17 protein-coding genes are annotated in these 16566 nt (G+C 70.1%); 12 read left to right on the top strand and 5 right to left on the bottom strand.

The annotated features are described in order from the left end of the window. Positions 1 to 33: 33 nt before the first annotated feature. Positions 34 to 2355 (bottom strand): HAD-IC family P-type ATPase, encoded by a 2322-nt coding sequence (locus tag H6A07_RS05690; RefSeq protein WP_204813970.1) that lies wholly within the window; start codon positions 2353 to 2355, stop codon positions 34 to 36. Between the two features lie 115 nt (positions 2356 to 2470). Here H6A07_RS05690 and H6A07_RS05685 point away from each other — a divergent pair, with 115 nt between their 5' ends. Both H6A07_RS05685 and H6A07_RS05680 read left to right on the top strand, forming a co-directional pair. Continuing rightward, the gene (locus H6A07_RS05685; protein ID WP_204813969.1) at positions 2471 to 3382 is read left to right on the top strand and encodes a LysR family transcriptional regulator; all 912 of its coding nucleotides are present in this window, start codon (positions 2471 to 2473) and stop codon (positions 3380 to 3382) included. Between the two features lie 83 nt (positions 3383 to 3465). Then, a complete protein-coding gene (locus tag H6A07_RS05680; protein WP_204813968.1) occupies positions 3466 to 3999 on the top strand; it encodes a DAK2 domain-containing protein in 534 nt (177 codons plus the stop codon). A 13-nt stretch (positions 4000 to 4012) separates the two neighbouring features. On the opposite strand, the gene H6A07_RS05675 is transcribed toward H6A07_RS05680, so the two are convergent. Then, on the bottom strand, positions 4013 to 5941 hold the full coding sequence (locus H6A07_RS05675) for an amylosucrase (protein WP_204813967.1): 1929 nt from the start codon (positions 5939 to 5941) through the stop codon (positions 4013 to 4015). A gap of 242 nt (positions 5942 to 6183) precedes the next feature. On the opposite strand from H6A07_RS05675, the gene H6A07_RS05670 reads away from it, so the two are divergent. From H6A07_RS05670 to H6A07_RS05655, 4 genes are all read left to right on the top strand, one after another. Continuing rightward, positions 6184 to 7083, top strand: coding sequence for a LysR family transcriptional regulator (locus H6A07_RS05670; RefSeq protein ID WP_204813966.1), 900 nt, complete (start codon positions 6184 to 6186; stop codon positions 7081 to 7083). 119 nt (positions 7084 to 7202) lie between these two features. Next, complete coding sequence (locus H6A07_RS05665; RefSeq protein WP_239471102.1) at positions 7203 to 7571, top strand: helix-turn-helix domain-containing protein; 369 nt, start codon at positions 7203 to 7205, stop codon at positions 7569 to 7571. Positions 7572 to 7628: 57 nt separating this feature from the next. After that, positions 7629 to 8150 (top strand): nitroreductase, encoded by a 522-nt coding sequence (locus H6A07_RS05660; protein ID WP_204813965.1) that lies wholly within the window; start codon positions 7629 to 7631, stop codon positions 8148 to 8150. A gap of 84 nt (positions 8151 to 8234) precedes the next feature. Next, the gene (locus tag H6A07_RS05655; protein ID WP_087226826.1) at positions 8235 to 9197 is read left to right on the top strand and encodes a DNA polymerase III subunit epsilon; all 963 of its coding nucleotides are present in this window, start codon (positions 8235 to 8237) and stop codon (positions 9195 to 9197) included. Between the two features lie 113 nt (positions 9198 to 9310). Here the strand turns inward: H6A07_RS05655 and H6A07_RS05650 are convergent, their stop codons facing one another. Then, on the bottom strand, positions 9311 to 10390 hold the full coding sequence (locus H6A07_RS05650; protein ID WP_204813964.1) for a 6-phosphofructokinase: 1080 nt from the start codon (positions 10388 to 10390) through the stop codon (positions 9311 to 9313). A 220-nt stretch (positions 10391 to 10610) separates the two neighbouring features. On the opposite strand from H6A07_RS05650, the gene H6A07_RS05645 reads away from it, so the two are divergent. The 4 genes from H6A07_RS05645 (at position 10611) to H6A07_RS05630 (ending at position 13235) form a co-directional block, all read left to right on the top strand. Next, positions 10611 to 11030 carry a hypothetical protein gene (locus tag H6A07_RS05645; RefSeq protein WP_204813963.1) on the top strand — a complete coding sequence of 140 codons (420 nt, stop codon included), beginning with the start codon at positions 10611 to 10613 and terminating at the stop codon, positions 11028 to 11030. 121 nt (positions 11031 to 11151) lie between these two features. Beyond that, a complete protein-coding gene (locus H6A07_RS05640; RefSeq protein ID WP_204813962.1) occupies positions 11152 to 12462 on the top strand; it encodes a phenylacetate--CoA ligase family protein in 1311 nt (436 codons plus the stop codon). Continuing rightward, positions 12462 to 12890, top strand: coding sequence for a hypothetical protein (locus H6A07_RS05635; protein WP_204813961.1), 429 nt, complete (start codon positions 12462 to 12464; stop codon positions 12888 to 12890). The genes H6A07_RS05640 and H6A07_RS05635 overlap by 1 nt, the downstream gene beginning before the upstream one ends. 141 nt (positions 12891 to 13031) lie before the next feature. Next, positions 13032 to 13235 (top strand): Sec-independent protein translocase subunit TatA/TatB, encoded by a 204-nt coding sequence (locus H6A07_RS05630; RefSeq protein WP_204813960.1) that lies wholly within the window; start codon positions 13032 to 13034, stop codon positions 13233 to 13235. 81 nt (positions 13236 to 13316) lie between these two features. On the opposite strand, the gene H6A07_RS05625 is transcribed toward H6A07_RS05630, so the two are convergent. Continuing rightward, positions 13317 to 14159 carry a LysR substrate-binding domain-containing protein gene (locus H6A07_RS05625; protein WP_204813959.1) on the bottom strand — a complete coding sequence of 281 codons (843 nt, stop codon included), beginning with the start codon at positions 14157 to 14159 and terminating at the stop codon, positions 13317 to 13319. Positions 14160 to 14465: 306 nt separating this feature from the next. Here H6A07_RS05625 and H6A07_RS05620 point away from each other — a divergent pair, with 306 nt between their 5' ends. Then, a complete protein-coding gene (locus tag H6A07_RS05620; protein ID WP_204813958.1) occupies positions 14466 to 15176 on the top strand; it encodes a response regulator transcription factor in 711 nt (236 codons plus the stop codon). Then, positions 15166 to 16392 carry a sensor histidine kinase gene (locus H6A07_RS05615; protein WP_204813957.1) on the top strand — a complete coding sequence of 409 codons (1227 nt, stop codon included), beginning with the start codon at positions 15166 to 15168 and terminating at the stop codon, positions 16390 to 16392. Before H6A07_RS05620 ends, H6A07_RS05615 begins: the two co-directional genes overlap by 11 nt. Here H6A07_RS05615 and H6A07_RS05610 read toward each other — a convergent pair. Then, on the bottom strand, positions 16389 to 16541 hold the full coding sequence (locus H6A07_RS05610; RefSeq protein WP_204813956.1) for a hypothetical protein: 153 nt from the start codon (positions 16539 to 16541) through the stop codon (positions 16389 to 16391). The two genes, H6A07_RS05615 and H6A07_RS05610, sit on opposite strands and share 4 nt — an antisense overlap. Positions 16542 to 16566 lie beyond the last annotated feature (25 nt).

Here is a 16566-nt window from a genome sequence, read left to right as displayed (position 1 = left end):
GCGCTCGGGCCCCTCGACGTCCCGGGGCCACGCTCAGCCGACGCCGAAGCGCCGGAAGAGTGCGACCTTGGCGGCGTCGAGCGCGAGCCCGCCGACGCCGCAGGCCGCCAGCGTGGCGGCCACGGCGGCCGGGGCCAGCGCGGGCACGGGCCAGCCGAGAAGGACGAGCGCGGTGAAGAGCGTCGTGACCAGGGCGGCGACCGCCAGCATCCCCGCCGACGGCCTGCTCGCCCAGAGGTGTCCCCGCTCGCGGACCGTGAGGATGCGCACCTGCGAGTTCACCACGAGCGCATACATCACGAGTGTCTGGAGCTGCGCGGCGTCGAGGTGCAGTACGAATGCGCCGAGCGACGCGACGAGCAGGTCCTCGAGGGCGAAGAGCGCCCCGAGCGCGCCGGCCGCCGTCGTGACGGAGCGCAGGTCCCAGGCGTCAGGGGAGCTCGAGGCCCGCACGTTGTCCGTGGCTATCGACATCGTCGCGAAGTCGTTGGCGAGGACGAGCAGGCTCATGCCCATGAGCGACACGAGCATGTCCCCGGTGAGGAGATATCCCGCGGAGAGGAGCGCGACGACCTCGACGACCTTGGTCACCTTGTTGACGACCCACGTAAGCATGCGCTGGTAGCTGCGGCGGCTCTCGTCGAGCGCGTCCACGATGCCACCGAGCCCCTCTCGCGTGAGCACGGCGGACGCCGCGGACCGGGCCACGTCGGTTGCGCCGTCCACGGCGCAGCCGAGCTCCGCCTGGGCGAGGGCGGGAGCGTCGTTGACGCCGTCCCCGGTCATGCCCACGGAGTGGCCCGCCTCCTGGAGGAGGTGCACGATGAGGTGCTTGTCCGACGGCAGCACCTCGGCAAAGCCGTCGGACGCCTCCACGAGCGCGATCTGGTCGGCCTCGGCGAGTCCCCTCAGGTCGGCGGCGCGCAGGAGGCGGTCTCCGATCCCCACGGACCGTGCCACCTCGCGCGCGACGGCGACGTCGTCCCCGGTGAGCATGAGCGGGCGGACGCCGTGGGCGCGAACGCGGGCGACGAGCTCCGCGGCGTCCTCGCGCGGCGGGTCCGAGAGCCCGAGCAGCCCCAGGGGCGCGCCGTCGAGCGTGACGGCGACGCAGCGCAGGCCCCGCACGGAGAGCTCCTCCACGTGACGTCGCACGTTCGCGTCTTCGGGAGCGAGCGTGCGCGGCGCCCCCTTGGCGAGAAGGACGGTCGTGCCGTCGGCGAGGCACGCCGTTGCCTCGGTGCGCCTGAGGGCGGGGTCGAAGGGCGTGTAGGCGAGCTGGCGCCCTGCCTGGCCGCGCGCCCCGGCGGCGCGTAGGATCGCGGCGTCGATCGCCTCGGCGCCCGTGGTCTCGCAGGAAAGCACGGCGAGCGCGAGCACGTCCCCCTCGCTGCGGTCGCAGAGGGGCACGACCTCGGTGACCTCGAGGCGGTTGGCCGTGATGGTGCCGGTCTTGTCGAGGCAGAAGACGTCGATGCCCGCCGCGTCCTCCACGGCGTCGAGCCGGGTGACGAGCACCCCCTCGCGCGACAGGGCCCGGGCGCTTGCCGCCTGCACTATGGCGAGGACGGCCGGCAGGGCCACGGGGACGGCCCCCATGAGGAAGGTCACGACGAGCGAGGCGACGTCGACGAGGCCGCTCCCAGCCACCAGCGCGCGGACGCCCACGACCACCGAGGCCGCGACGCCCACGTACATCATAGAGCGCACGATCTGGAAGAGCAGCCCCTGCTGACGGGAGCGCGGGCGCGCGTCGCGGACGAGCGCGGCGGTGCGGCCGAGCTCGGAGCGCTCCCCGGTGGCGGTGACGCGCGCCCGCACGGCGCCGCAGCACATGACGGCACCCGCGGGGAGCCCGTCGCCCGCGGCCACGGGGCGCGGCAGCGACTCGCCGGTGAGCGCCGAGAGGTCGACGTCGGCGTCTCCGGAGGTGACGCGCACGTCGGCTGGGGCGATGGCCCCGAGCGCGAGCGAGACCACGTCTCCGGGGACGAGCTCGCGCGCCGCGATGTCCGCCCACGCACCGTCGCGCAGGACGGGGACGCGCGCCTCGAGCTCGCGCCCCAGCGCGGCGACGGCGCGCTGCGCGCTCCGGGACTGGGCCTGGCCGACCACGGCGTTGATCGTGAGCAGCACCAGGATGACCGCCGTCTCCGTGACGTGCCCCGCGAGGAGCGCGAGCGCGGCGGCGAGCTCGAGCAGCCAGGGCATGGGCCCCCAGTAGCGGGCGAGAAACGCGAGCACGGGGTTGCGCCTCCGCTCCGGGATCTCGTTGGGGCCCACCTCCTCGAGCAGACGCGCCGCCTCGGCGCCCGTGAGCCCCCGCTCGTCGTCCCTCTCGCCTGGGTCCGCCATGTCGCCCCCTCTTGCCGCGGTTCTTCTCGTGAGAGGGTAGCCCGCCGAAAGATATATGTAAAATACTATTATTCGTATACTTTTGATCAAAAAACCCGATTGATTGGAAGCGGACATGGCGGGTCGGCTCACGGTGAGGCATCTCGAGCTCTTCTCGGCGGTCTGCGCCTGCGGCGGCGTGAGCGCGGCAGCACGGGAGCTGGGCGTCTCGCAGCCCTCGGTGAGCCAGGCGGTGCGCGACCTCGAGGAGCGGTTTGGGACGACGCTCTTTGACCGCGTCTCCCGGCGCATGGACGTGACCGAGGCGGGGAGGCGCCTGCTCGACCACGCCCGTGAGGTGCTCGACGACCTGGAGGAGCTCGAGCGTGCGATGGGGGAGGGCGGTGTCTCGGTGCTGCGTCTGGCCTCCAGCATCACCTGCGGCACGTGCCACCTGCCCCGGCTCCTCTCGGCGCTCCGTGAGCGCGAGGGCGGCGTCAAGGTGCGCGTCCGGGTGGAGGACTCGGGGAGCGTGGAGCGCGACGTCCTCGCCAACGACGTCGACCTCGGGCTGGTGGAGGGACTCGTGCACAGCGACGAGATCGTCGCCGTGCCCTTTGCCCGAGACGAGCTCGTCGTCGTGGGCCCTCCCGGGCGCACGGGCGGGCGACTGGGCGTGAGGGACCTCGTCCGCGAGCCGCTGGTCCTGCGCGAGCGGGGCAGCGGCGTGCGCGAGCTCCTCGAGGCGGCGCTTACCGCGCACGGCCTCGCCGTCGACCCCGTCTGGGAGAGCGTCAGCACGGAGGCGATACGCTCTGCCGTGGAGGCGGGCCTCGGGCTCTCCGTGCTGCCGGCGGACCTCGTCGCGCGTGACGTCGCCGAGGGGCGCCTCGCGCGCATCGAGGTGGACGGACTCGAGCTCGCGCGCGACCTGCTCGTCATCAGGCATCGGCGCAAGGCGGTGTCACCTGCGATGGCCGCCCTGCTCGCGCTCATGCCCCCGGGACGCCGTCCGGGCACCGAGCGCGCGCCGCTGGCCGAGGCGTAGGTCCCACACAGCCTGAGCAGCGAGTTCCCCGAACGCCCCCCTCCGTAGAATATCAGGGGGAACGCCGAGCTGAGGGGAGAGCCATGATCGAGCGCGACGGGCTTGCCGTGCGGTTGCTGCACGCCTGCATGGAGGTCATCACCTCGGAGGACGAGCTGGCGCAGATCGATGTCGCGGCCGGGCACATCATGGTGGAGGTCGCCTCTGCCATCAGCAGCTCGATCGCCGCGTCAACAGGCGACATCCTGGACCTCTTCGACGACGCGGCGCGCGCCGTCTCGAGGCTCGACGTCTCGGGTGGCACCGTCGAGTTCTGGGACGCCTGGCTGGAGGGCCTGGCCGAGGGGGCGCCGGGCGATGACGAGATGGACCTGGACCAGTTCAGGGCGATGCTCGCCCTCGGGCGCGACGAGGTCTCCCGGTCGCTCGGGACGGGGCTCGGCGACGCCGCCGCGCTCGACGTCGTCGCCGCGGCGTGCTCTGCGGCGGACATGAGCGAGGACGAGCCGGAGGTCTTCGACGACGCCGCCGACGCCGCCGAGCGCGCATCCGACGGCTCGGCGAGCGTCGCCGCCCTTTCCGCGGCCCGCTTCCTGCGCGGCCTCGCTCAGGCCTAGCGACCCCGGCGCCCTAGCGCAGCAGCCACCTGAAGTCCCAGGCGGCGAGCTCGAAGCTCTCCAGGCCGTCGTCCTTCTCGCCGGTCACGAGGTCGGTGTAGGCGGCACGCTCCGGCATCCAGACCGTGCGGTCCTCGTCGCTGAAGTTGAAGACCGCGTGCAGGGTCTCGTCGCCCAGGCGCCGCTCGATCCACAGGATCGCCGGGTCGCCGTAGCCCACGACGCGCATCTCGGCGTCCGCGCCAAAGACCGGCTCGTCGCGCCGGATGCCCTCGAGCGTCTGCAGGGCGTCGTAGAGGCGCTGCTGGACGGTGCCCTTCTCGTCCACCTTGTCCACGAGCACCCAGTCGAAGCGGCCTCGGTGGATGTAGCGGGAGTCGTCCGCGCGCTCGGGGTCGTCGTGGTAGGTGTAGTCGTTCACCTGGCCGACCTCGTCACCGCTGTAGATGATCGGCAGGCCGGACTGGCTGAGCAGGTAGGCGTGGAGCATGACGTCCTTGCGGATGGCCGTATCCATCGCGGCCGCGTCGCCCTCGAAGCCCGCCGCCTCGATGCCGCACATGGAGGCCGTCGTGGCGCAGAAGCGCGCGTCGCCGGTCACGGGGTCGGCGTTGTAGAGCTCGCCGCGCGAGACGCTGCCCTCGGTGTGGCCGCAGAAGTAGTCGTTGAGGTAGCGCTTGTGCGGCACCTCCTCCATGCCCCAGTCGGAGAGCGTGGCGTAGTCAAGGCCCCAGCCGATGTCGTCGTGGCAGCGCAGGTAGTTGAGGAAGGTGTACTCGCGCGGCAGGCCGCAGACGGCGTCGAGCTGACGGCGCAGGAGGCGCGTGTCGCGGCAGGCCACGGTGTTCCAGGTGGTGGCCATCGTCGTGACGTTGTAGAGCATGTGGCACTCGGGCTTCTCCACGGTGCCGAAGTACGGCACGACCTCCACCGGTGCCATCACGACCTCGCCGAGAAGCACGATGCCGGGACAGACGATCTCGCCGATCATGCGCATCATGCGCACGATGGTGTGGACCTGCGGGAGATTGCGGCAGTTGGTGCCGAGCTGCTTCCAGATGTAGGGGACGGCGTCGATGCGGATGACGTCCATGCCCTGGTTGGCCAGGTAGAGGAAGTCGTACATCATCTCGTTGAAGACGCGCGGGTTCTTGTAGTTGAGGTCCCACTGGTAGGGGTAGAACTGCGTCATCACGGACTGGCCGAGCTCCGGCAGGTAGGTGAAGTGGCCGGGCGCGGTGGTGGGGAAGACCTGGGGGACGTCGCGGGTGTACTGGTCGATCACGGCCTGGTCGTTCGTGAAGAAGTAGCGGCTCATGTACTCGCCCTCGCCGGCCCGGGCGCGCCGCGCCCACTCGTGGTCCTCCGAGGTGTGGTTCATGACGAAGTCCATGCAGAGGCTGATGCCCTTCTCGTGGCACTTCTCGGCCAGGTGCGCGAGGTCGGCCATCGTGCCCAGCTCGGGCTTGACGCGGCGGAAGTCGGAGACCGCGTAGCCGCCGTCGGAGCGGCTCTTGTCCGCAGGCGTGTCCAGGAAGGGCATGAGGTGCAGGTAGGTGACGCCGGTGCGCTCGAGGTAGTCCAGGCGGTCCTCGACGCCCCTGATGTTGCCGGCAAAGTTGTCGATGTACATCTGCATGCCGAGAAGGTCGCGGTCGCGATACCACGCGCGGCCCTCGCGGCGCTCGTCGAGCGCGCGCAGCGCCTCAGGGCGCGCGTCGTAGAAGGCCTTCATCTGGTCGCAGAGCTCGGCGAACATTGCGCCGTTGTCGTAGAGCTCCATGTAGAGCCAGCGCAGCTCGTCGTGGTGGCGGCGCAGGCGGCGCAGGAACGCCGCGTCGGCGCGGGCCTTCGCCGCGGAGCGCGCGAGCGGCTGCCTTGCCGTGGGGGCGGCCTGCGCGGTGTTCTTCTCGTCTGCCTGCTTCTCCTGCTTCTTTGCCATGGGTGACCGCCTCTCGCGTCGGGCGCACTGCCGGGTATACTGAAAACGTTCTCACATTTCTCGCATTGTAGGGCCGAAACCGCCCGCCGCGCGGCTCAATCCCGTGAGCGAGCCGAGAATCCGCCGAGCGCGACGGGGTGCGCTCAACCGGCCGTTTAGCGCAGGGCGGTCACGCCCGGGGGAGGGGGTGTGCGTGCCAATATAGAAAGGCTGCACAAGGGACGGGCGGTCGAGGAGGAGCCGTGAACATCAAGCAGGTCAGGTACGTGTGCGCCATCGTGGAGCTCGGGAGCTTCTCAGCTGCCGCCGCGCGCGAGGGCGTCTCCGTCCAGGCCGTCTCCAAGGCCATGGCCGAGCTCGAGTCCGCGCTCGACGGGCCCCTCTTCGAGCGCCGCAGCGTCGGCGTCACGCCCACGCCGCTCGGGCGCGCCTTCGCGGCGCGGGCCCGGCGCGTGCTGGACGAGTGGGAGGCGCTCGAGCGCTTCGCGGAGGGCCCGGGTGCGACGGTCGCGGAGACGCCCTTCCGCATGGGCCTCTGCTGCCCGCGCTACCCGGGGGTCGAGCGCCTGGTCGCGCTCGTCTCCGCCGTCTCCGCCCGCGCCGTCGGCAGGGAGGTGCGGACGTCCCTCACGAGCTGCGCCGACGCGCTCGAGGAGCTGCGGTCCGGGCGGGTGGACGCGCTCGTCACCCTCGCGCCGCTCGAGGCCGGCGACGTGACGTGCGGCTCGCTCGGGACGCTCGCCTCGAGCGTCCTTCTCGCCGCCGACCACCCGCTCGCCGCGCGCGAGGAGCTCACGATCGGGGAGCTGGGCGCCTACCCGCTGCTCTGCCCCGTGGACTACGACCACTTCGTGTTCTCCGTCGTGCGGCCCTACCTCGAGCGGGGGCTGGCCTCGCCGGTCGTGGAGGTCGAGGTCGACGGGGAGGCCGGCGAGCGGGGCGGGGTGCCCGAGGGGTTCTGCGGCTACGCGTTCCAGGTCGCGGCCGACATCACCGGCACGGTCGAGGGCTGCGTGAGCCGGCCGGTCGCGGCGCCGGAGATGGTGCCGGTGCCGATCTTCCTCTCCACCCTGCGCGGGTCCGGCAGCGTGGACTTCGTCGTCTTCCGGCGGGCGCTCTCCCGGATGCTCGCGCTGGCGTAGCGGCGCCGTGCCCTTCTCGGCTGCCGCAACCCAAACGCAACCGCACGTTGCGCGATAGGTGGTGGGCGCAACCGCGCAGCTCGGCTACAGTGGGGCAAAGTCGGCGAAAGGAGGGCGTCATGATCTATGGAATGGGGCCGATGGAGCTCGTGATGATCTTGTTCCCGATCCTCCTTGGCAGGGTGGTGCCGTGGGTCCTCTTCATCGTGCTGGTGGTCCTCGCCATCCGCTGGTTCCTGCGCCAGGAGAAGGCCGACAAGAGCCCCGAGACCGTGGCCGCCCGCCGCTCGCTCGGTGAGGTGCTGCGCGAGCGCCGCGAGGGCTGCAAGATGACGCAGGAGCTCGTGGCCGAGAAGCTCGGCGTGAGCAGGCAGGCCGTGTCCAAGTGGGAGCAGGGCAAGACGGAGCCCTCGACGACGAACCTCGTGAAGCTGGCGCGCCTCTACGGCGTGGACCCCGCCGACCTTCTGCGCGAGGTCAAGGAATAGCACCCGCGCCCTCTCGGGTATAACGAACGTGACGGACCAGCCCGAGAGGAGAGCGCCATGAACGAGGTCATCAGGGCCATGGAGGAGCGCCGCAGCGTGCGCGCCTACACCGACGAGATGCCGGAGCGCGAGAAGATCGAGGCGGTGATCGAGGCCGGCCTCTGGGCCGCGAGCGGCATGAACCGCCAGGGCCCCATCGTCGTGGCGGTCACGAACAGCGAGCTGCGCGACCGGCTCTCGGCCATGAACGCGGACATCATGGGCCGCCCCGGCACCGACCCGTTCTACGGCGCCCCGGTCGTCCTGGTCGTGCTCGCCCCGCGCGACCAGCCCAACCGCGTCTACGACGGCAGCCTCGTGATGGGCAACCTCATGCTCGCCGCTCATTCGCTCGGCCTGGGCAGCTGCTGGATCCACCGCGCCCGCGAGGAGTTTGACACGCCCGAGGGCAAGGCCATCCTCGCCGAGCTGGGCGTCGAGGGCGACTACGAGGGCATCGGCCACTGCATCCTGGGCTACCCCGCGGAGACCCCCGAGGCCAAGCCGAGAAACGACGGTCGCGTGTTTTACGCGGAGTAGGCGCGGGACGGTCGGGCGTTCTGCTAGCCTAGGAAGGCGCCGGGTTCTTCTCGGCGCCTTTTTCCGTTGACGGGAGTGAGCAACGTGGATCTGAGCCAGGCCATAGAGTGCGCGAGCGCCCTGACGTTCCCCGGGTTCCTCGTGGACGACGCCTCGCTCGCGGCCGAGCGCACGCGCAACGAGGACGCGCTCGTCACGCTGATGGCCGCCTGGCGTGACGCCGACGCCGGCAGGGAGCCCTGCGACTTTGGCCTCATCCGCGAGCTCGCCGACCGCAACCGCGACGTCTGCGACCGCTACGGCATCGAGCGCCTGCGCGACGTGAACCCCACGTGCCTCTCGCGCTCCCTCTCCAACTCCGAGCTCGTCCACGCCGTCGCCGTGCTCCAGCACCGGACGGACGCCCAGGTGAGCGCCCTCGCCGGCCCGGACGCGCGCGACCTCAACGTGGCGTGGGTGGACGCGCCGGTCTCGGGCATGGTCGTGGGCATCGACATCGAGACCACCGACCGCGACCCCTCGCGCGGCTACATCATCAACGTGGGCCTGGAGTTCATGACCGTGGGCCCCAAGGCCAAGCCGCACGACCCCTTCGCCGGCTACTTCGGCCTGCCCGAGATGTACGCCGAGAAGGGCGTGCCGCTGGCGGACATCCACAAGATCGAGTGGTCCGACCTCGAGGGGCGTCGCCCGTTCCGCGAGGACAGGCAGGTCCAGGCCGCGCTTCTCGCCGCCCTCACGGCCTACCCGTTCATGGCGCACAACGCCGCCTTCGAGGACTCCTGGTTCATGCTGCACATCGACGGCTACGCCGAGGCGCGCAAGGCGGGTCGCGTGGTGCCCATCGACACGCGCGACATCTGCCGTCGTGTGGACCCCGAGACCAAGATCTTGCCGCACGAGCAGCGTCCCGCCTCGCTCGAGAGCTGGGCGCGCCGCCGCGGCACGCTCAAGGCGGGGGAGTCCGAGCGCCACCTCGGCCTCGACGACGTGGAGCTCATGCTCGCCACGGTGCAGGCTGAGTTCGCGGCCCGCAACATGCTGTAGCGGGCGCCGGGGGCGCCGTCCTTCTCGCCCGTCCTTCTCGCCTGGCGCATCCACGCAAACGGGCGGGGCCCCGCAGGACCCCGCCCGTTCCGTCCGGCTGTCGAGAAGAACCGCTACTCGTCGCCGAAGCTGATGCCCATGGCCTTGGCCTCGCGGACGAGGTCGCCCTTGGGGTCGACGTACTTGAGCTTGCCGGCCACGTCCTTGAGCGGCACGCGGGTCATCTTGCCCTTCTTCTGGGCCACCATGAAGCCGAACTCGCCCTCGAGGCAGCCGAGCGCGGCCTCGACGCCGCACTGCGTGGCGAAGATGCGGTCCTGGGCGTCCGGCTGGCCGCCGCGCTGGGTGTGGCCGGGCACGGCGATGCGAATCTCGCGGCCGGTGCGCTTGTCGATCTCCGCGGCGATGTCGTAGGCGATCGACGGCGTGGTGCGCGCGGCCACGAGCTTCTTGTACTCCTTCTTGGAGAGCGCCGCCTCCTCCTTGGAGATGGCGCCCTCGGCCACCACGACGATCGTGAAGCGCGAGCCGGCCTTGTCGCGGTCCTCGATCACACGGACCACGTTGTCCATGTCGTAGGGGATCTCGGGGATGAGGATGACGTCGGCGCCGCCGGCCACGCCCGCGTACAGCGGGATCCAGCCGACCTTGTGGCCCATGATCTCGATCACGAAGACGCGGCCGTGGGAGCTCGCGGTGGTGTGGATCTCGTCGATGCAGCGGGTGGCCACCTCGACGGAGCTGGTGAAGCCGAAGGTCATGTCCGTGCCCCAGGTGTCGTTGTCGATCGTCTTGGGCAGGGCGATGACGTTCAGGCCCTCCTCGGAGAGGCGGTTGGCGGTCTTGGTGGAGCCGTTGCCGCCGAGCATGAACAGGCAGTCGAGCTTGAGTTTGCGGTAGGTGTGCTTCATCGCCTCGACCTTGTTGATGCCGTCGGCCTCGGGGGTGTCGAGCAGCTTGAACGGGGTGCGGCTCGTGCCGAGGACGGTGCCGCCGCGCGTGAGCAGGCCGGAGAAGTCGCGGTTGTCCATCATGCGGTAGTGCTCGTAGATGAGGCCCTGGTAGCCGTCCTCGAAGCCGTAGACCTCCACGGGCTCGCTGGACTGGCGGTAGAGCGTCTTGACGATGCCGCGCATGGTTGCGTTGAGCGCCTGGCAGTCGCCGCCGCTCGTGAGAAGACCGACTCGAAGCATGGGCTTTCCTTCCCTCGTAACGTGCCTCAGGACCACAGATAGGCAAAGTATGCGCCTCATTTTGCCGGGCAGGCGCCCTTATCCGCGAGCGGTATCGTTCTCAGGGCCTGCCGCGCGCTCTGCGACGTGCACGTGGAAAAGGGACTGTCCCTTTTCCACCTTCCGGGGCCGGGCGCGCCTGCTACCATGGGCGAGAAGAACGCGGGGATCGGAGGCGCGCATGACGGCGGACGAGAGGCGCAAGGTGGCCGAGGCCGTGGCGGCCGGTCGCAGGGCGCTCGAGAGCCTGGAGGAGGCCGCCGACGCACTGGACAGCGCGACCAACTGGGGGCTCTTCGATCTTGTGGCGGGCGGCCTCATGACGAGCGTCTTCAAGCACTGGCGCATCAACGACGCCCGCGAGGCGCTCGAGCGCGCCCGTGCGGACCTGCGCGTCTTCACGCGCGAGCTCTCCGACGTGAGCGCGATCGACGAGCTGCGCGTGAACGTGGGCGGCCTCGCCTCCGCGCTCGACGTCCTTCTCGACAACCCGTTCGTCGACCTCTACGTGCAGAAGAAGATCCAGGACGCCGACGAGAGCGTCCAGGCCGCGATCGCGGCCACGCGCACCGTGCTCGCGCGCCTGGAGGCGATGCGCTAGCCTCGCCCGCCCCGTCCCGCCGTCTCGCGTCCGACCCGCCGTTCCCCGACGGGTGGGGCCGCCCGCCGCCGCGGCGACATACAATTTCAAGATGTGTGTACCCGCGGACGAAAGGCAGCGCATGGGCAAGCAAGAGGACATCCTTCACATGCCCCACGAGCAGATCGAGGAGATCCAGCTCGAGGGCATCAAGAAGACCGTGATTAAGTGCTACGAGAACGTGCCGTTCTACCACGAGAAGTTCGACGAGGCGGGTTTTGACCCGTACTCCGTCGCGAGCCTCGCCGACCTTGAGAAGGCGCCGTTCACCACCAAGCAGGACATGCGCGACAACTACCCCTACCAGATGTTCGCCGAGCCGCTCAAGAACTGCCGTGAGATCCACATGTCCTCCGGCACCACGGGCGTGGCCACGGTGGGCGGCTACACCCAGCACGACCTGGAGATCTGGGGCGAGTGCTTCGCGCGCGGCATCGAGTACGCAAACGGCGGCGAGGACGACATCTGCCACGTCTGCTACGGCTACGGCCTCTTCACCGGCGGCCTGGGCGCCCACTACGGCGGCCTCTGGTCCGGCGCCACGGTCATTCCCATGAGCGCCGGCAACACCGAGCGCCAGATCCGCGTGCTCAAGGAGATGGGCTCCACGATCATCTGCTGCACGCCGAGCTACGCCATGCACATCGCCGACACCGCCCTCGAGATGGGCATCGACCCCGCGCGCGACTTCCACCTGCGCGCGGGCATCCACGGCGCCGAGCCCTTCTCCGACAACTTCCGCCGCGACCTGGAGCGCAAGCTCAACTACCACGTGCTCGACGTCTACGGCCTGACCGAGACCATGGGCCCGGGCGTGGCCATCGAGTGCTGGGAGCAGGACGGCCTGCACCTGGCCGAGGACCACTTCTACGCGGAGATCATCGACCCCAACACCGGCGAGGTCTTGCCCGACGGCGAGTGGGGCGAGCTCGTGCTCACCACCACCGACCGCGAGGCCACGCCCGTCGTGCGCTACCGCACGCGCGACATCACGCGGATCCTCCCCGGCGAGTGCGCCTGCGGCCGCACGCACCGGCGCATCGACCGCATCCACGGCCGCACCGACGACATGCTCATCATCCGCGGCGTCAATGTCTTCCCGAGCCAGATCGAGGACGTCATGAAGACGTTCCCGCAGGTCAGCTCCTGGTACCAGATCGAGATCGACACCGACCAGCGCTCGCTCGACCTCGTCACGCTCAAGGCCGAGGTCAACCCCGACTTCGCCTTCGACTCCGTGGCCGCCGTCGAGCGCCTGCAGAAGGAGATGTCCGCGCGCCTCAAGACCGCGCTCTCCGTGGGCGTGCGCGTCAAGCTCGTGGAGCCCAAGACCATCGCGCGCAGCGAGGGCAAGGCCAAGCGCATCGTCGACCTGCGAAAGGGGATCAAGTAATGATTGACCAGATCACCGTCTTCCTCGAGAACAAGCGCGGCCGGATTGCGTCGCTGTGCCGCACGCTCGGCGACGCCAACATCAACATGGCCGCGCTCTCCGTGGCCGACACCACCGAGTACGGCATCGTGCGCATCATCTGCAGCGACACGGCGGCCGCGCTCGCGGCGCTCGACGCCGGCGGCTACCGCGCCATCAAGACCAAGGTGATGGCCATCGCCGTCCCGCACCACCCGGGCGGCGCGGCGGACCTGCTCGAGAAGCTCGACGACCTCGACGTGGACATCGAGTACTTCTACTGCTTCTCCACGACCGACGACATGGCGGTGCTCGCGCTCAAGATCGCCGACCCGGCGAGCGCCGCCGAGGCGAGCTGGGCCATCGAGAAGGCCGGCTTCCACGTCTTCGACCAGGACGAGGTGGAGTAGGGCGCGTCCCGACGCTCTTCTCGGCCGAGGGGGTTGTCATACAGCTGTTGTATGGCAACCCCCTCTCATATGTATTTTTCCGCAGGTCCCGTCCGTCCTATCATGGGTCGAGAAGAACCTGCGTCTGGGGAGGCACCTCTTATGATTCTTGGTCTCGGCGTTCCTGAGCTGGCGGTCATCCTGCTCGTGGTCCTGGTGATCTTTGGGCCGAAGAACCTCCCCAAGATGGGCACGGCCATCGGAAAGACGGTCAAGAACGTCCGCGAGGGCATGGCGGAGGACGCCCCCTCCGACGACGAGCCTCCCGCCGACGAGGCCGACCAAGCTGACCAGGACCAGCGCTAGCGCAAAGACGTCCTTCCTCCTGCGCCCCCGGACCCTTTCCCTCCGGGGGCGTCCTGTTGCCTAAAAGGGGTCAGACCCCTTTTAGGCAAGTTCTCCGAGAAGGGCGACGGCGCGCTCGGCGAGCGGGGAGAGGGCGCGCTCGGCCTTCCAGATGACGGCGGCGCGCGACTCGAGGTCCTTCTCGGCGAGCGTCTTTATGTAGCAGGGGCCGGTGTCGCAGATGGTGAGCAGCGAGCGCGGCACGAGGCCCACGCCCAGGCCGGCCGCCGCGCACGAGCAGGTGGTGCGGGCGTCCTCGGTGACGCAGAAGGGCGCGCGGCCCAGGGACGCCGCCGTCCGGGAGTCGCAGACGATCGGCACGTCGTCGAGCTGGGCGAGAAGGACCGTGAGCTCGTTGCCGCGCTCCAGCGCGGGCGGCATCACGGCCACGAGCGGCTCCGCCGGGGCGTAGCGGGTGCGCAGCCCCTGGGTCGCGAACGGCGTGCGCACGACGCCGACCTCCGCGATGCCGCTCGCCACGAGCTCGAGCACCTCCGGCACGCCGCCCTCGCGCACCTCGAGGGAGACGTCCGGCGCGAGGTCGGCGAGCGGGCCGAGCCGCCCGCCCGGCGCGAGCCCGGCGGCCGAGTCGCAGATGGCCAGGCAGAGCGTCCCCGTGAGCCCCTTGCCCACGCTGGAGACCTCGCGCGCCGTGGCGGTGGCCATGGCGAGGATGCGCCCCGCGCGCTCGTAGAGGAGCCGGCCCGCCTCGGTGAGCGTGACGCCACGCGGCCCGCGTCGCACGAGCTGGGCGTCCAGCTCGCGCTCGAGCTGGGCGAGCTCGTAGGAGAGCGGCGGCTGCGAGATGTGCAGACGCCGGGCGGCGGCGGTGATCTGCCCCTCCTCGGCGATCGCGACGAAGTACTCGAGCTGCTTGAGATTCACGGGACGCCTCCTCGGATGGCCTCGACATACGGAAATTGTATCGCTGGGGGGCATTTGCGGCCGTTGCACTGCGGAGTCAGTCGGCCGTTGCTCCAATAACATACATTGGCTACCTGAAAGAATTTTGCGAACTGGGATTATGTTGATCGGAAGGCCATTTTCAGCTAGCCAATGTATGATAGCGTCCCGTTGTGGCGGGACAAGCCCCCGTCCGAGCGAGAGACCCCCGTCGCGGCGCCTCTTAACCGATCGTTAGGATTTCCGTCCGGTCCCTCGCGTATCCTCAGGGGGGTCGAAGGGAGGCGCATGGGGGCACGGATACTGGTGGTGGACGACGAGCCGGAGATCTGCGAGCTCGTGGCCGTCTACCTAGAGGCGGAGGGCTTCGACGTGGAGCGCCTGCACGACGGCGCGGCGGCGCTCGCGCGCGTGGCGGATGCGGCCGCCCCGGCGATCGACCTCGCGATCCTGGACGTCATGCTGCCCGGTGCGAGCGGCCTCGAGGTCTGTCGCGCCATCCGCGCGCGCCACAGCTATCCCATCATCATGCTCACGGCGCGTGGCGAGGCGGCGGACAAGATCTCCGGCCTCACGCTCGGCGCGGACGACTACGTGACCAAGCCCTTCCTGCCGCTCGAGCTGGTCGCGCGCGTGAAGGCGCAGCTGAGGCGCTATACCACCTACAACGCGGCCGAGGCGCGTGGCGAGCGGGACGGGGTGCTCGTGTGTCGCGGCCTCGTGCTGGACGCGCGCGCCCACGAGGCCACCCTGAACGAGCGCCCGCTCCAGCTCACGCCCACGGAGTTCTCGCTTTTGCGGATCCTCCTGGAGGCAAACGGCGCCGTGGTCTCCGCGCGCGAGCTCTACCAGCGCATCTTTGGTGACGCCTACTATGAGAACGGCTCGGGCTCCATCACCGTCCACGTGCGTCACCTGCGCGAGAAGCTGGGGGACTCCTTCGAGGACCCCGCCTACATCAGGACCGTCTGGGGGTGCGGATACAAGATTGAGCGCTAGCGAGAAGAGCCGCGGGGCGGCAGGGGCCCTCGCGGACGAGAAGAACGGCGGGGTCCGCGCGGCCCTTCTGACCGTCGCGGCGGTGGCGGGCGCGATCCTGGTGGCGACCGTCGCGTTCAACACGGTCTTCGGCTTCGTGGACACGGCCTGGAACGGCTCGTTCATGGACTGGCTGGCCACGCAGATCCTGGACCTCAACAACCTGAACGAGTTCGGCGTCTGGCCAGAGATGGTGCTGGACGTCTCCGGCACCAAGTACTTCTTCATGCAGCTGGGCATCTGCGGCATCGTTCTTCTCGCCGTGGGATGCGCCGTGGCTGCCGTGCTCGCCGCCCGCCGCGCCCGCCGCGAGGAGCGGGCCCGCGCGGCCGAGCTGCTGCGCGCGTTTCTCGCCCATGACCTGGACGCCCGCGAGGCCTTCCCGGCGGGCTGGGAGGAGCTCGCCCTCGTGGCGGCGGACGCCAAGCGCGCTTCGGCCGACCAGGCCCGGCGGCTGGAGGACGAGGCGGCCCGGCGCGGCGACCTCGTGACCTACCTCGCGCACGACCTCAAGACGCCGCTCACCTCGGTCATCGGCTACCTGTCGCTGCTCGACGAGGTGCCGGACATGCCCGAGGCGCAGCGCGTCCGCTACACCGGCGTCGCGCTCGACAAGGCGTGCCGGCTCGAGCGCCTCGTGAACGAGTTCTTTGACATCACGCGCTACAACCTCACGCACGTCGAGCTCGAGTGCGCGCCGGTGGACCTGGCGGCGCTGCTCGTCCAGCTCGCCGACGAGTTCTACCCGGCGCTCGGGGCGCACGGCAACACGGCGCGCGTTGAGGTGGACGGGACGGAGCGCACGACCGACGAGCCGGGCGCGCCGCTCGTGGTCACGGCCGACGCCGCGCGGCTCGCGCGCGTGCTGGGGAACCTCCTCAAGAACGCGATCGCCTACAGCGACGAGGGCACGCCGATCACGCTGCGTGCGACGGGCGAGAAGGACCTCGTGCGCATCGAGGTCACTGACACCGGTGCCACGATCCCGAGCCACAAGCTGCGGACGATTTTCGACAAGTTCTACCGGCTCGACGAGTCCCGCGCCTCCGCCACGGGCGGCGCGGGACTGGGGCTCGCCATCGCGCGCGAGATCGTGGAGCTCCACGGCGGCACCATCGCCGCCGCGAGCGAGGGCGGCGTGACCACCTTCACCGTGGAGCTGCCGCGCTCTGCCTAGGCCATCTCAGAGAGGTAGGGCCCGTAGGTGACGGCCAGCGGCATGTCGGGGTCGGGGAGCGACTCGGGATTTGCGGCCACGGAGACGGTGAGCAGGGACTCGATCTCCTGGCCCTTGAAGGTGTCCTGATAGGTGTAGTTGCCGATCACGCGGCCCGTCCCGAAGGCGGCGCCG

The sequence above is a fragment of the Olsenella uli genome, assembly GCF_016899935.1.
Lineage (GTDB): Bacteria > Actinomycetota > Coriobacteriia > Coriobacteriales > Atopobiaceae > Thermophilibacter > Thermophilibacter uli_B.
This window is presented reverse-complemented; position numbering and strand designations above follow the sequence as displayed.